Below are 15189 nucleotides of genomic sequence, written 5' to 3'. Positions count from 1 at the left end.
AAACAATGAAGAAGATTACAATTGCCTTAGTTATGCTTGTTTCAGCAATGAGTTTTTCTCAAGGTAACGCAGATTTAAAAGCACATTACGAGGCTTATTACAAACAAATGAAAAATCAAGGAGACGTTCAAGGTGTTATCAATGCAATGACACATTTAGAAGTTTTAACGCCTTCTCAAGCCCGAAGAGATACTTTAGCTTACTTATATTTATCAGAAGGTAAATACCTTCAGGCTCTTAACACTATAGGTATTGAAAAGAATGCTGCGGACTCAGACTTAAACGTTGAAGTAAAAGCAATTTCTCTTAAAAACCTTAACGAAAGTAAAAGAGCTCTTGAGCATTACAATGTTTTATTTAGCAGAAAAGCTAATCCATCTTTAGCTTATGAGATTGCTGATTTAATGCTTCAAAATGCTGATATCGTTGGCGCAAAATCTAAAATAGAATATGGTATCGCTAATGCTAAGGACGATATGAAACGTGCTTTTTACGAGACGCAACGTCCTTACGAAACGTCCTTAAAAGCTGCTTTCTTATACTTAAAAGCTCTAGCCGTTTTTCAGGAAGACAATACTAATGTAGACTCTGCATTAAAATTGGTTAATGATGCGTTAGCTATTGACCCTAATTTTAATATGGCCAAGCGCACACGTGAAGCTTTAGAAGCTAAAAAAGCTACACCAAAAAATTAAGTATAAATTTGATTATGTAAAAAATGCAGCTTAGATAAGCTGCATTTTTTTATGGATTTTAAATACGTTCTTCTACCAGATCCTAACACGTTGTTCTGGTGGCAAATACATGGCGTCTCCTTCTTTAATATTAAAAGCTTCATAAAACGCATCTATATTTTTTAGAGGCTGTGTTGCTCTTATATTACCCGGTGAATGTGTGTCTGTTTTAATTTGAGTTCTTAAAGCATCTTCTCTAATAAGTGTTCTCCAAACTGTTGCCCATGACATGAAAAATCGCTGTTCTGGTGTAAATCCATCAATATCATCAGGCCTTCCATTCTCTTCATAAAACAATTGCAACCCGTCGTAAGCTCCAAGAACTCCACCTAAGTCACCAATGTTTTCTCCTAAAGTAAATGGTCCATTTACATAAACACTGTCAAGCACCTCTAATGCAGAATATTGGTCAGCTAAAGCTTTTCCTCTCTTTTCGAACTCTGTAAGATCCTCAGGGGTCCACCAATTGTTTACATTACCATCACCATCAAAACGTGCTCCAGAATCGTCAAAAGCATGAGATATCTCATGACCAATCACCGCTCCAATTCCACCATAATTTACCGCTTCATCAGCTTTGTAATTGTAAAACGGTGGTTGTAAGATAGCTGCAGGAAATACGATCTCATTGTTTAATGGGTTAAAGTATGCATTAACAGTCTGTGGAGACATACCCCACTGCTTTTTATCTACTGGTTCATTAATCTCTGATAAGTTTTTCTTCTGTGACCATTCACCAACTGCTAGCATATTTTCAGCATAAGAATTTCCTTCTTTAACTTGCATTTCAGAATAATCTTCCCATTCATCTGGGTATGCAATCTTGACCGTAAACTTATCTAACTTTTCAATTGCTTTAGTTTTTGTTTCATCTGTCATCCAATCTAATTTTTGGATTCTGTTTTGAAATGCTTTAATAACATTAGCAATCATTTTTTCAGCTTTTTCTTTTGCTTCAGGCGGAAACTTAGAATCTACATATAGTTTTCCTATAGCTTCACCAACACTTCCATTCACAGTTCCTAGCGCTCTTTCCTCTGGTGTTCTTTGTTTTTTAGCTCCTCGTAATGTTTTGCTGTAGAAATCCCAATTTGCTTTTTCAATTTCTGTTGTTAAGATACCCGCAGCATTATCTAATGTACTCCATGTCATTAAAGTTTTAATATCCTCAATAGGGGTCTCTTTTAAGAAGATATTTAAGGATTTCATGTATTTTGGTTGCATTACTAAAAGTGTATCCACTTTCTTTTCAATACCCATATCATCCATAAGTTTCTTCCAATCAATTGATGGTGCCATTTTTTGCAAATCCTGAAGAGACATAGGGTTATTAAAGTTTCTAATATCTCTACTTGCTACCTTATCTAATCTAGGTTCTGCCAATTGTGTTTCTAATTCTAATATACGTTGGGCAGCCTTACGAGCATCAGTCTCTGAATAATTAATAAACTGAAGCATACGCGTCATATGATCTACGTATTTCCCTCTAATTTCTTTAGTTTTTTCGTCTTGATCTAGATAATAATCGCGTTGTAATCCTAATCCACCTGGAAATACCCAAGCGGTATTCATAGTACTATTATTTAAATCGGGGTTAGCTCCAATGCCTGCAAATGGCGCAGAAACTCCCAAAGTAGAAGCATAAACTTCTTGCATTTGATCGAGATTAGATATACTACTAATCTTCTCTAATAAAGGTTCTAAAGGCTTAATACCTGCTTTATCTCTTGCAACAGTATCTAATTGAGAGTCAAAGATTAAAAGTGCTTTTTTCTGATCAGACCCTTCTTTATAGGTTCCTAATTCTTTTGAGACATTAAGAATTTCTAGCACATCATTTCTGGTAGATTTACGTAACACACCAAACCCTCCCCAACGTGTTTCATCATCTGGGATAGTAGTGGTTTTCATCCAATTACCATTTACGTAATTGTAAAAGTCTTCGTTAGGACTCACGTCTTTATCCATGTTTTCCAGATTGATTCCTGGAATTTCTTCGGACATTGCAGTCTCTTTTTTGGCATCTTCTTTACATGCTATAAATGAAAAACATGTAAAAACCATTATCGCCAAGAGGCGACTAAAATTAGTTTTCATGGGTAGTTAATATTTAATTTTATTAAAAATAGTTATTATTTAGACCTGAAAAATCAAAATTTGTTACATCTTAACAAAGATTTATTGCTATTACAGCTAACAATAACAGACTTATTCTTCATAAGGCCTTATGGCTTCCTTATCTCTTTTATCAAATTCTAGTTTTTTATTTATCACAAAAATGAGATTAGAATTTGCAATAAGTAAATCCTTTATACTTCCTAATTTATTATCAACAGAATAATTATCTAATGTCAAATCGTTATTTAATTTCAAAAGTTTTGTTTCCAAAACTGAGATTCTGGAGTTAATTGGGTTTGTATTAATATTTTCGGGTAAACTTACTTTAAGGCTATCTAAGAAAACTTTTAAAGTATCTTTTTCAGCTGCAAAGAATGTAACATCTGCTTTCTTTAAAAAAGAAATTTGCGTAGACAACTCCTGAAATCTCGACCATTGTGCAACTTCTTCTTTTGCATCTTCGCTTAAGATATAGTCATTGTATTTAAAACCCTCTATAGCCTTAGCCGTTATGGTTTTAGTTTTACGTTTTTGTTCTTCTAAAACATTAGGAGTAGTTTTTGAGTTATCATCTCCGCAGCTATAAAATACTACCAAGACCAAAATGCATAGAAATTTTATTCTCATTAATACAATAAATTACTGATGTGGTAAAGATAAATAAACTTAAATAGCATCTAACTGTATTTCAAAGCCTATAATATCAAATACTAAATTCTTATTAAAACTATATTTTTTCTGATTTATTATTGAAAAACTAGTGTTAATTCTTGTTATTTTTGATAATCATTTAAAAATTTGATATGTCTTCAAAAATATTAATTATTGGCGCTTGCGGACAAATAGGTACTGAACTTACTACAAGATTAAGAGAACTATACGGCGTTGAAAATGTCATTGCTAGTGATATTAATACGCGTAATCTAGACTTGGTTAATTCTGGTCCTTTTGAAATTATTGATGCAAAAAATTTTAATGCGGTAAAAGATTGTTGTAAAAATTATAATATCGATACTGTCTATCTCATGGCGGCATTACTCAGTGCTACTGGAGAAAAATACCCAATGGAAGCTTGGGACCTAAACATGAATTCCCTCTTTCACGTTTTAAACTTAGCTAAAGGCGGTACTATCAAAAAAATATTTTGGCCAAGTAGTATAGCCGTTTTTGGACCAACAACTCCTACAGAAAATACACCTCAGCATACCACCTGCGAACCCACTACAGTATATGGTATTACTAAACAAGTTGGTGAGCGTTGGTGCGAGTATTATCATGAGAAATATGGTGTAGATGTACGTAGCATTAGATATCCAGGTATTATTAGTCACAAAGCGATGCCTGGTGGTGGAACTACAGATTATGCTGTTGAGATTTACCATAAAGCTGTAAAAGAAGGCTCTTATGAATGCTTTCTTTCTGAACACACTGAACTTCCCATGATGTTTATGGACGATGCTATAAAAGCCACTACAGAATTAATGCAAGCTTCTACTGAAAAAATTAATATACGCTCGGCATATAACCTCTCGGCCATATCATTTACACCTCAACAAATTTTTGAAAGTATTAAAAAATATATTCCGGAGTTTACAATTACTTATAAACCCGACTTTAGACAAGCCATTGCTGACAGTTGGCCGTCTTCTATTGATGATAGCACTGCTAGAAATGACTGGGGTTGGCAACATGATTTTGACCTAGACAAAATGACTCAAGAAATGCTAGAAAATTTACAGAAGCAAGTTTGTAAGGTAGATTTTGAATAACATTTTACTCACTCATAAAAATTAAAATGCCTAATTATTCCTTTAATAACTTAGTATTATAATTTTATTTATTCTTCAGTTTATTGCTCAAGTGAAACACATAAGTGGCGTTAAATCCAAAGTGTAAATTAGGGTCTTTAAAGTTAAAGTTATTTCTGGTTTGGGTGATAAACGTATCCTCAACCATATTACGTGTATTGGTAAGCATCAATTGAATTAAAATATCTCCTAATTCCCAATTAACACCAATTGCAAATGGATCGTAAGTATCAAAAGAATCTATAGGGTTAAATGTTCTGTAATACTCTGAAACTAATGCCAAATGAGGTCCAAGCTTATACCTTGCTCCAAAACCTAGGGCGAAGAAATTCTTATTATCTTGATTAGACACACCTAAAGGTTTATGAACAAACGTTGGTGCCAATTGCAAAGAGAATTTTGAAGACATTCTTCTTGAAACAAGTACTTGAGATGTAAAGGCTAATCTCTCTGAAAAATCTCCAGATAAGCCTGAGTATATAGAGCCTGAACTGCTATTATAACTTCCAGTTTGTAATAAAGCAACATTAAAAGGCATAGATTTCTCTCCCTTTTGCTGACGCCATAATTTATACTTAAAATAGCTATCAAAAAGACCATCAAATGTAGTGCCTCCAATACCAAAAGATAATCGGTCTGACACCCCATATTCTAATGCAATTCTTGTCGTTATTTTATCCGCTGCAAAACTTTGTGAGCGATCACCAGGTAAATTCCAAAAGCGAGTTGCAGTGAATAATTCCAATACACCTTTACTCCTAACCTCTGTTGAGTGCCCAAAAGCAACTCTCGTCATTTTAAAAGCTGGAGGTACATAGTTTGTGATACTTTTTTGCTCTTTATTTAAAATCTCTAATAAATCCTGGGCAGTAGACATTTGAATACTACCTAAAAGTAAAAGACATGCTATTGCTGTTTTTTTAATTGTCATATGGCAGATATTCAAATTTAAAATTTACCTCTATACTTTTTGCAATATTACCTGCTAGTAATGGTGGTATATTTATGTTATAATCTTCTACAAAAGTTTCGAAAACACCAGATAGTAAATAGCTATCATTATTGTTTTCGATTTTAGTTTTAATTTCTATTTCTTTAGACACGCCATGCATCTTAAATACACCTTTAATCATCTTAACTTGCGTGCCTTGAATATTAGCATCAAAATTTAATATTTTGCCTTCAAACGTAGCTTTTGGATAAATGTCAGACTCTATATAACTCTCATTAAAATGCTCTCTCATTAAAGCTTTTTCAAAAATAAAAGCATTCATAAGCATGTCGACAGCAATAGTGCCCTCTTGTAAATCTATGATACTAGAAACTTGATTGTTTTCTGCTTTAATGTTTTCGACAGAAGTATATGAAAAGAATGACACTTGACCTTGTCTAGCAATTACCTTCTCAGAATTTTGGGTAATAACAAAACCTAATATTATTAGTAGCGCCAAAAAAGATTTATTCATTTGTTTTTGGTTGGGGAATTATACAATTTAAGAGAATGACATCGTTTAAAGTCCCTTTAAAGATTCCTTTAATGCTAATTTCATCTCCCAAATTTAAGTTATTTATCGCTAATTTTTGATTTTTCTGCATGTCGCAAATCACCAGTCTATCGGTGTCTTTTTTCCCTTTTAGGATAATTGTAGAGCGATTATTGAGGTTATTTATATCTTGAATAACACCTTCTACTAGTACAATATCTTCGATTAGGTTATCTTCATTAAAATTTAAATTTCTTTCAATAATTTGATCGACATTAAATTGTTTTACATCTAAAGACTCACTCACCATTTTATCAGAGTTTTTGGTACAGCTATTTAATCCTAAACCTACTGATACGACAAGTAGAAGCTTTAGAATAAATAATTGTCTGTATGCATTTAACGACATTAACATTGTACTACAAATTTACTGACTCTTTTCTTTAGTTATTGTCATGGGACATAAAATTAATCCCCAAAGTTTTTATGTCTTTGGGGATTACAAAATCAACCAATAAAACTAAACTCTAAATAGTCGTTATTATTTTCATCTTAATTATGGCAATAAGAAGCATTAACAACTACAAAGAGATTTAGAAAACTCTTCTTCAATCCGTTCACCTTTTTCAGGATATCCCAATTTGGACAGAACGTTTAAAGCGGCAGATAGTTTATCTGCCTTGATAAAATTGAAGGTAATAAGAGACTCTTTAGGATATAGTCTTACATTTTTTATGTTTTCTATAACCTGTAATTCTTTTTTTATACAAACTGAACAATTTTTACAAAAGCGCTGTTGTACTTCTATTTTTGCTGTTGATGTCATATCCTTAATGATAATAATTAAAATACCCTTGATAAATTGAAGCCAAAGAAAATATCTCCATCTCCCCAATCTCCTGTTGCTTGACCCAAAAATGCATTTGTATTCATTGGCTGTGCATTGGTAAAATGCAATTGAAATACATGGCCACCAGTTTCTAAATCAAACCCAATAGAAAGTGGATTTTTAAATGGTGACGTATCTGCTCTGTTTAAATGTGCACCGTAATCAAAATTTATTGACCATCTTTTGGTAAGCTTATGTCTACCTCCAAAGCCTATAACATATTGTGAGTTGTTTTGCTCATTAACATCTACATAATTATCATGGAAAAATGTAGGCATTAACTGTAATGAAAAATTCTTATTAAACTTCTTAGAAATTAATAATTGTGTGGTATAACCTAGTCTATTCTTAAACTCTAACCCAGGTAAAAATGCATCATCTAAAGATGTGTTAATTAAAATATTACTGGAACTTACAACTGTAAATGGCGAACCTCCTTTTTTCTCTCTAAGTAATCTTATTTTTAAAGAAGACTCATAAATTTTGCGGAAAGAACTTCTTGAAACACCAATATTAATTGCATCTGTAATACCATAGATAAAATTAAGTCTTGTTACAGCTTGATCAAGGCCAAAAAAGTCCTTTAAACCTGTCTCAAGGGACCCAAATCTATGAGATACTACAAAATAAAGTTCCTTTTTAGATATCATCTTAGTCGATTCAAAATTTACAATTTTGAGCCCTTTAAAAGCAGCCGTTTTATAGTCCTCTTCTACTTCTGAGTCTATTTCTGAAAATAAGTCTTCTTGTGCAAAAAGTAAAGCTGGAAACAAAAAGGTTAGTATATATAAGTATTTCATTTTAGTTGATTTATTTGATTAGTGTTGATTGGTCGATTTTTACGAGTTCTAGCAACTCATCATAGCCTACGCATCTGCCTTTTATTGTTATTTGCTCTCCTTTTTGAAACTTTAAAGTTTCTTGAGAATTAAAACTCACTTGTACAGCGCTACTAAGTACAACATCATTATCTTCTATTGAAGTAACATCTCCTTTCATCTCTATCACTTGGTCTAAATAGTTGGTAGTCGCTAATGCTTCGTTAGTTTGAAATTGCTCAAAGATGGCTTTAGCAGAAAGGCTTACAGTGGCTTCTTCATTAGATATATCTCTATGCGCACTATTAAAAACATAATTGTAAACTAGAACTGCTGATATTAAGCCTGTAATTAAAACCCCAAGAAGCATACGTCTTTTCTTTCTCATTTTATTGTAGGTTAAAGTCTAGGTAGACAATTATTTCATTTGCTATTTTCTTTCTTACTATGCTTGGTATTTCGATATCAAAATCAGCTGGGGTCACCTTGAACGACCCCTGCATGATTATTGACCCATTGGATTTCTTAATGTTAAGCGTTGTTCTAATTTGTTTTTCTTTTCCACGCAATTCAATTTTCCCATCGACAGTAACACTAGTTGTATTCTCACCTAAGTTAGAATAGTCGAAATCCAATAGTTTCCCCCTAAATTTAGCTTTCGGATATGTTTCCGATTCTATATAATTTTCGTTAAAATGCTCTTCCATTAAAGAGTTTTTAAATCTAAAGCCCTTCATTAAAGCCAACGAAGCCATTTCACCTGTGCCTGTATTTAAAATAGCAGTAACTGAAGCATTAGTGGCTTTAACAGGCTCGAATGTTTTTTCTGAAGCTTCAAAAGTTATCTTACCCTTTTTGTCTATTAGTTTTTGAGCAGTTACAGAACTCGTTATAAAAACCATAGCTACAAAAAGTATCTGTAAAAAAGTTGATTTTGTATTTTTCATGTTTATTGATTTGTTTAGTATAAGATGCTTTACCATTTTCTGTTAAGAATCATCTATAGCTAAGGGTATTTCTACCCTTAGTTACAGACTTAATCAATCTAAAAAACATAACTTAATTATGTATAAAATGGAAAGCTTGGTGTTAACCCAAAGCCTATTAGTTCTCTGGTTTACCGTCATCAATCCATTGTTGAATTAGGTCGATAGTAGATTGTGGCAATCTGCCTGAAGGTGGCATTGCTCCTGGAGCTCCACTAGATAAGTTCATTCTATTAAAAATACCGTTTGCCCTTTGACTAACTTGAGTGAAATTTACCAGAGCAAAAGGAGCGCCATTTGTTGGTGGAGCACCATGGCAGTTTACACAAGCTGCACTCATTATAGGCGCAATATCATCTGTATAATTTATTGTAGAAGCTTGTTGACCTCCTCCATCTCCGTCCCCATCTCCATCATCAGGGCTCTCTATATCATTCCCAGAATCAACAAAATCATCTTCGCTATCGCTAGCACATGCAAAAATGCTAAGTGCAAATACCATTAAAAAAATTAGTCTAACTGTTTTCATTATATTGTTTTGTTTTGAGTTTTTCAATGTTGCTTCCAAATAAAAAATTGTTCAACATTTATACTGCAATACTACGTTCATGAAATGGGTGTTAAAAAAGAAACTGGCTGAAGAGGAAAAAACGCGTCTGAAACAGAAAAAAACTACTTGAAGGAACACTATTATTCCACTTTTAAGGAATAAATTTGATTAAAAGCGAAAAAATAAGCTTAAAAAATTACTTCTAAAACATAAAATATGCTTTCATATTTTAAAAAAACAGATGTCAAACCTAGCCATGCTTCTTTAAGTTTATGCTCACAAAATTTATATATTCGCATATATTTTTAGATGTCCATGCGTAAAGACAAACTTTACTTACTCACCTTTTTATCGTTGTCATTAGTGTTTTTAATTATCTCTAGTGTGGCAATTAGATATTTTGTTAATGAAGCTGCAGAAAAAGTTTTAGAAACTCAATTAGAGTTTAGTCAGCGAGAAGCCAAACAAGTCGCTATGCTAATTGGTAACCAATTAGAAAATGGCATGTCTAAAGAAGTATCGATAAAAAGCATCCAACAAAGTATAGAAAATTCAAACTTAGATGCTGGCTTTGTAAGTGTATTTAATTGGTCTGGTGATATCGTCTGTCATCCTGATGTAAAACAATTAGGACAGTCCATAAGTAACAAAGAATCTTTCATTTCTTCTGTATCAGATAAAGTTACTTCGCAAGATTTATACAAATTATTACAAAAGCGCGAAGACATAGATGATACTCCAAGTCTTAAAAACAATCAAGACTCAGAGGTTATATTTATTTATCCGGTAGCCAACTCTGATTGGATTGTTGGTGCACACGCCAATACGTTTAAAGTATCTCAACAAATAAAAAAGATTAGAAGTAATTTTCAGATTATATTATTAGTTATGGGCTTTCTATTTATACTTTCATCTGTATTGATAGTGCGTTTAATTGGTAGTAAGTACGAAAAAAAGCTTGAGATAAAGAATGAAAAACTATCTGACGAAATTATAAATCTTTCAAAATTAAATAGTGCTTTAGACACCTATCAGCAACAAGTATCTGATAGATCTTTACTAAATGAAGATGTTGATAGCAGCACCAAAAAGAGAATCCTTACATATGTTAGAAACGAGCTTGTATCTGTATCTACAGAAGATATTGCTTACATCTATACGGATATGGGGATTACATATGTTCTTTGCTCTGATGGCAAGCGCTCCACATCTAACTCTAGCTTAGATGAGCTATATACCAACCTTGATAACACTTATTTTTTTAGAGCAAACAGACAGTTTATTATCGCTATATCATCAATTGATAAAATTGTAAAGTATGGTAACAATCAGTTAAAAATACTTATTAATCCAAGCTCTGAAGTTGATATTATTATAAGTAAAAATAAAGCTGCAGAGTTTAAAAAGTGGTTGAACTTATAGGCTAAATTCTATCCATTAAAGACCCATAACCTTTTTTGGTGTTTTGAATAATTTCCAGTAGAACTAGTTTAACAGAAAAATAACAATTTCTATTTAATTGACAATCAGTTGATTATTAACTTTGCAATAATTGCTTTTGCTAAGAAAAAAGATACATATGAAGAAAAATTTAAAATACTTACCCGCCCTTGCATTACTCATTTTAATGAGCTGTGCTTCTAATGTTAGAACAAAAAAATACACAAATGACAATTTTAACGAGTTTAAAACCTTTGCTTATTTACCTAATACTGGATTTAATGCAACTGATTTTAATAGCGATTTAGATAAATCTGTTGAAGAATCTTTAATTACCGTTATGAATACTAAAATGGTAGAAAATGGATTCTCCGTTAATAAAGATAATCCAGATTTATTGGTTTTGTTAACCACTTCAAACGACATTAAAAGTAATCTTAACAACAAGAATAAGAATAATTCTGAACAAGCAGCAACTGGTGGTGGTTTCTCTAGTAGTCCAAATTATGCTACAGTAAGTGTATCTGACTATAAAAGATATTATAGTAAAGGTGGTGAAGAAATAAGCAATAGACCATATAAAAAAGGTAGTTTGGTCGTTGAAGTGTTTAATAGAAAGTCCAAAGAGTTAGTATGGATAGGTATTGCTGAAGATTTTAAATCTCACATCTCAGACCAGACACTTATGACTAGAATGATAAATGAGATTTTTAAAGAGTTTCCTAATTAATAATCATTCATTAGTAATGATTCATATATTTAAAACAAAAACCCCGATACAAAAGTATCGGGGTTTTTGTTCCGCTTCATACCACACTCTCGAAGCAAATTAAAAGGATATTTGATTATCAAAATATAATTATCCTAATTTAAGTAGCGCTACTTACAATATACGTACTGGCTCGTATGTAATGTCTTTATAATTAATCCTAAATTTGTTAAGCTAACAGAATTATTAGTTATTAATAATGAAAAGTAGAATCCATAATTTTAAGCAATTACTGTTATTAGTTAATATATTTTTCCTTTTTTCTTCTTTTGTAAACGCTCAAGAAAAAACTCTATCCCAAAAAATAGAGGAACTTAAAAAAGAGATAAATCATTTAAACGGATATCAAAAACTAAGGCTATTGGACAGTTTATGCTTCATTACTAGAGATAAAATTGAGTTTAAATACGATTCTATTATAAAGGCAACCATAGACTATGCTATAGATATAGATTCCTTTGATATTGCTAATAGGCATGCTGCTCGATTGGTTTGGTCCTACACTAATCGGCTAGGGAGACCAAATGAAGGCAAGGCATTTTTTGAAGATTTTGACGCTAAAAAATTGCCTGTTACCAATAATGCTTTATTGGCTAGATTTTATCTCAATGGTGGTGATAGTTATTATTTTTCAGAAGAAGTTGAGAAAGCTATAGATATATATAATATTGCTTCTGAATATGCGAGTAAAGAAGGTGATTCAATATTATATGGTATTTCAAAAAAATATATTGCAGATGCCTATACACGCATAGGAAAATTAGCAGCTGCTTCTAAGATGTTACAAGAAGTAGAGGCAATTTATCTGAAAACAAAAGATACTATTAGATTAGTAAATACAAAAAGTTCTAGGGCTGACCTATATAGTATGAGTGGTTTTTACAACGAGGCTAAAGTTGAAAGGAATGAAGTCGTAAAACTTGCAAAAGCTATAAATTATGAATCTGGAATAATATCTGCACTTTTAAATGCCGCAATAGATAATAGTTTTACTGAAAATAAATCAGAAGCGTTGCATAATTTAAATTCGGCACTGGATTATGCTCAAAATTCTGTTGAGGTAAAAGATAGATATGAACCGCAAATACTAAACAAGTTACTTCAGGAATATTCTATTTTAGATAGTTTAGAAAAAGCTACCCAGATTTTAAAAAAGATACAAGCTAATCCAGAACGTTATACTAAAGGCTACTTTGAAGATGCTTATAACAAAAGTCTTGGGTACTATTATTTGGCAAAAAAGGAGTATTCGAAATCTTTAGAGTATGCTAAAAAACATTATGATTTTCAAATAAAAAATAGGTCAGTTGAGCAAAAAAAGAGCGCTCATACATTACTCTATAAAGTTTATCAACAAATGGGCAATTCTAAGTCAGCATTGTATCATTATGAGCAGGCTACTGTAATTAATGACTCTCTTATGGCTATAAAGCGTTCAAATGCACTATCGTATTATCAAACCTTGTACGAGACCGAAAAGCGTGATGCTAAAATTGCTAGGAAAGAATCTGAAATTGAAATTTTAAATCATGAGAATAGAGATAAACAACGTTGGATAATTTTTGGAGGTCTTTCTTTACTTGCAATATTCACGATTATATATCTATCACGTATCCGAAAATTTGAACATAAGAAACAAAAATTGCAAAACAAATTTTCTCAAAATTTAATAAATGCGCAAGAAAATGAGCGAGGCCGAATTGCAAGAGAATTGCATGATAGTGTTGGTCAAAAATTAATGCTTCTTAGTAAATCGATGAAATATGTGGGGGATGAAAATACAAAAACCCTAGCTAAAGATACTTTAGAGGAAGTGAGAAGTATCTCTAGAGGATTACATCCATCAAATTTAGAACGCCTTGGACTAACTGAGTCTATTAAGGTGCTAGTCTATAATATTAATGCTACTACTGATTTGTTTTTTAGTGAAGACATTGAAAATATTGATGGCACAGTTTCTAAAAATGTTGAACTACATGTATATCGAATAATTCAAGAAACACTTAGTAATATAGTAAGACACTCAGAAGCCAAAGCTGTAAAAATAAAAATTAAGAAACCCAAGGGCGAAATAGATATTACGGTTAGTGATAATGGTAAAGGTTTTGATTTTCAAACTAAATACAAGGATATGAGCTTAGGTCTTAAGACTTTAAAAGAGCGTGCTAAAATTATAGGCGCAAAACTATATTTTGATAGTCAAGACAACAACGGTACTATAATGCAGTTAAATATTCCTATATGAATAAAGAAGACATAACAATCATTACTGCTGATGATCATCCAATGCTTTTAAAAGGCCTGAATGATGAACTTGAAAAGAACGGCTATAGCATTATAGGTCAAGCTAATAATGGTATACAAGCATTAGAATTAATTTTAAAACTTCACCCAACTCTAGCGCTTTTAGATATAGATATGCCAATGTTAAACGGTTTTGAAGTTATAAAACTGGCTAGGGAAAAAGGCTCTAAAACCAAATTCATAATCTTATCTTTTCATAAAGAATCGTATTATTTAGTTCAGGCTAAAACATTTCAGATTAATGGCTACTTACTAAAAGAAGATAGCTTTTTTGAGATTGAGCATTGCATTAATGAAGTCGTTTCTGGTAATGTTTACTTCAGTAAGTCAATTGATAGCCAACCCATAATAGAAGCGACCGAAGAGTTAAAAAGACTTAGCCTGTTAACACTTTCCGAAATAAAAATTTTAAAATTAATTGCGCAAGAGATATCTAATCAAGAAATAGCAAATACATTATCATTGTCTATAAGAACTATCGAAAAACATAGAAGTAATATTATCGAAAAACTAGGCTTAAAAAAAGGCAATAACGCCTTAACAAATTGGTCTTTAGTGAATAGAAGTACAATATTCTCTCAATAATACGTGCTAACACTTAGTATTTAAGAGCCAATACGTATTTATAAGTTTTTGGCATTGTTTTTACTTCGTAGAGATTAATCCGAAAACTATTATAACTATTATAATTGCTCATAGAAATAAAGCGCTTACCCAAAAATTAAGACAGTTTTTGTTAGAACATAACTTTAATAACATTGTCATATATCATAAAGGCTTTGAGGCTCTTGAATATGTTATAAGTAAACGCCCTAGATTAGTAATTATAGAGAGTAAACTTCCTGAGCTCTCAGCTAATGACATTATTAAAGCTATAAAATTTAAAGGGATTAAATCAAATTTTATAGTATTAACAGATGACAATAGTACGCATTGTAAAAACAGCTTTTCAGTTAAAATAAAATATATAAACCCTGAAAGTAAAGATTTTGAATCTACACTTGTTAAAGAGTTAAATCTAATTAAAATAACATTAGTTAGCGATAATCAAAAACCTAATAATCAACTACGTATTAATACTTAAAATTTACGTGTTATTACGTATTTGGTATTATGTAATACCATCTTAATTTGCAATTTATTATCGTTAAAACATAGTTACGGTAATAGTTAATTCCCTATTGTGTTAATGGGTTAATAGTTGACAGATACAAGCTTGGTAATTTGTTAAAGGGAAAATTAACTAAGTATGTGTCAAGACCTCCTTAAATCATTAAGGAGGTCTTTTT

Annotated in this window: 17 protein-coding genes; 7 read left to right on the top strand and 10 right to left on the bottom strand. The window is 31.7% G+C overall.

Annotation, left to right across the window (positions count from 1 at the left end; translation table 11 throughout):
* Positions 1 to 5: 5 nt before the first annotated feature.
* The gene (locus IEV10_RS03725) at positions 6 to 695 is read left to right on the top strand and encodes a hypothetical protein (protein WP_188373348.1); all 690 of its coding nucleotides are present in this window, start codon (positions 6 to 8) and stop codon (positions 693 to 695) included.
* Positions 696 to 767: 72 nt separating this feature from the next.
* On the opposite strand, the gene IEV10_RS03720 is transcribed toward IEV10_RS03725, so the two are convergent.
* Together IEV10_RS03720 and IEV10_RS03715 are read right to left on the bottom strand one after the other, a co-directional pair.
* Positions 768 to 2831, bottom strand: coding sequence for a M13 family metallopeptidase (locus IEV10_RS03720; RefSeq protein ID WP_188373347.1), 2064 nt, complete (start codon positions 2829 to 2831; stop codon positions 768 to 770).
* Between the two features lie 111 nt (positions 2832 to 2942).
* On the bottom strand, positions 2943 to 3479 hold the full coding sequence (locus tag IEV10_RS03715; RefSeq protein ID WP_188373346.1) for a hypothetical protein: 537 nt from the start codon (positions 3477 to 3479) through the stop codon (positions 2943 to 2945).
* Between the two features lie 176 nt (positions 3480 to 3655).
* On the opposite strand from IEV10_RS03715, the gene IEV10_RS03710 reads away from it, so the two are divergent.
* On the top strand, positions 3656 to 4621 hold the full coding sequence (locus IEV10_RS03710) for an NAD-dependent epimerase/dehydratase family protein (protein ID WP_188373345.1): 966 nt from the start codon (positions 3656 to 3658) through the stop codon (positions 4619 to 4621).
* Between the two features lie 64 nt (positions 4622 to 4685).
* Here the strand turns inward: IEV10_RS03710 and IEV10_RS03705 are convergent, their stop codons facing one another.
* The 8 genes from IEV10_RS03705 to IEV10_RS03670 form a co-directional block, all read right to left on the bottom strand.
* On the bottom strand, positions 4686 to 5591 hold the full coding sequence (locus tag IEV10_RS03705) for a DUF5777 family beta-barrel protein (RefSeq protein WP_188373344.1): 906 nt from the start codon (positions 5589 to 5591) through the stop codon (positions 4686 to 4688).
* Positions 5581 to 6126 carry a YceI family protein gene (locus tag IEV10_RS03700; protein ID WP_188373343.1) on the bottom strand — a complete coding sequence of 182 codons (546 nt, stop codon included), beginning with the start codon at positions 6124 to 6126 and terminating at the stop codon, positions 5581 to 5583. The genes IEV10_RS03705 and IEV10_RS03700 overlap by 11 nt, the downstream gene beginning before the upstream one ends.
* On the bottom strand, positions 6119 to 6553 hold the full coding sequence (locus IEV10_RS03695) for an OB-fold protein (RefSeq protein ID WP_188373342.1): 435 nt from the start codon (positions 6551 to 6553) through the stop codon (positions 6119 to 6121). The genes IEV10_RS03700 and IEV10_RS03695 overlap by 8 nt, the downstream gene beginning before the upstream one ends.
* A gap of 165 nt (positions 6554 to 6718) precedes the next feature.
* Positions 6719 to 6970, bottom strand: a complete 252-nt coding sequence (locus tag IEV10_RS03690) for a hypothetical protein (protein WP_188373341.1) — start codon at positions 6968 to 6970, stop codon at positions 6719 to 6721.
* A gap of 17 nt (positions 6971 to 6987) precedes the next feature.
* Positions 6988 to 7833 (bottom strand): DUF5777 family beta-barrel protein, encoded by an 846-nt coding sequence (locus IEV10_RS03685; RefSeq protein WP_188373340.1) that lies wholly within the window; start codon positions 7831 to 7833, stop codon positions 6988 to 6990.
* 10 nt (positions 7834 to 7843) lie between these two features.
* A complete protein-coding gene (locus IEV10_RS03680; protein WP_188373339.1) occupies positions 7844 to 8239 on the bottom strand; it encodes an OB-fold protein in 396 nt (131 codons plus the stop codon).
* A 1-nt stretch (position 8240) separates the two neighbouring features.
* Positions 8241 to 8798, bottom strand: coding sequence for a YceI family protein (locus IEV10_RS03675; RefSeq protein ID WP_188373338.1), 558 nt, complete (start codon positions 8796 to 8798; stop codon positions 8241 to 8243).
* A gap of 157 nt (positions 8799 to 8955) precedes the next feature.
* Positions 8956 to 9366, bottom strand: coding sequence for a hypothetical protein (locus IEV10_RS03670; RefSeq protein ID WP_188373337.1), 411 nt, complete (start codon positions 9364 to 9366; stop codon positions 8956 to 8958).
* Between the two features lie 336 nt (positions 9367 to 9702).
* Between IEV10_RS03670 and IEV10_RS03665 the strand changes: the two genes are divergently transcribed.
* From IEV10_RS03665 to IEV10_RS03645, 5 genes are all read left to right on the top strand, one after another.
* Positions 9703 to 10809, top strand: coding sequence for a LytR/AlgR family response regulator transcription factor (locus IEV10_RS03665; protein WP_188373336.1), 1107 nt, complete (start codon positions 9703 to 9705; stop codon positions 10807 to 10809).
* A gap of 157 nt (positions 10810 to 10966) precedes the next feature.
* Positions 10967 to 11557, top strand: coding sequence for a DUF4136 domain-containing protein (locus IEV10_RS03660; protein WP_188373335.1), 591 nt, complete (start codon positions 10967 to 10969; stop codon positions 11555 to 11557).
* Positions 11558 to 11795: 238 nt separating this feature from the next.
* A complete protein-coding gene (locus tag IEV10_RS03655) occupies positions 11796 to 13841 on the top strand; it encodes a tetratricopeptide repeat-containing sensor histidine kinase (RefSeq protein WP_188373334.1) in 2046 nt (681 codons plus the stop codon).
* Positions 13838 to 14485 carry a response regulator gene (locus tag IEV10_RS03650; RefSeq protein WP_188373333.1) on the top strand — a complete coding sequence of 216 codons (648 nt, stop codon included), beginning with the start codon at positions 13838 to 13840 and terminating at the stop codon, positions 14483 to 14485. The genes IEV10_RS03655 and IEV10_RS03650 overlap by 4 nt, the downstream gene beginning before the upstream one ends.
* 148 nt (positions 14486 to 14633) lie before the next feature.
* The gene (locus IEV10_RS03645; protein ID WP_188373332.1) at positions 14634 to 14984 is read left to right on the top strand and encodes a response regulator; all 351 of its coding nucleotides are present in this window, start codon (positions 14634 to 14636) and stop codon (positions 14982 to 14984) included.
* Positions 14985 to 15189 lie beyond the last annotated feature (205 nt).

Origin of the sequence: Winogradskyella haliclonae, from assembly GCF_014635865.1 — a bacterium.
In the GTDB taxonomy this organism is placed as follows: Bacteria; Bacteroidota; Bacteroidia; order Flavobacteriales; family Flavobacteriaceae; genus Winogradskyella; species Winogradskyella haliclonae.
This window is presented reverse-complemented; position numbering and strand designations above follow the sequence as displayed.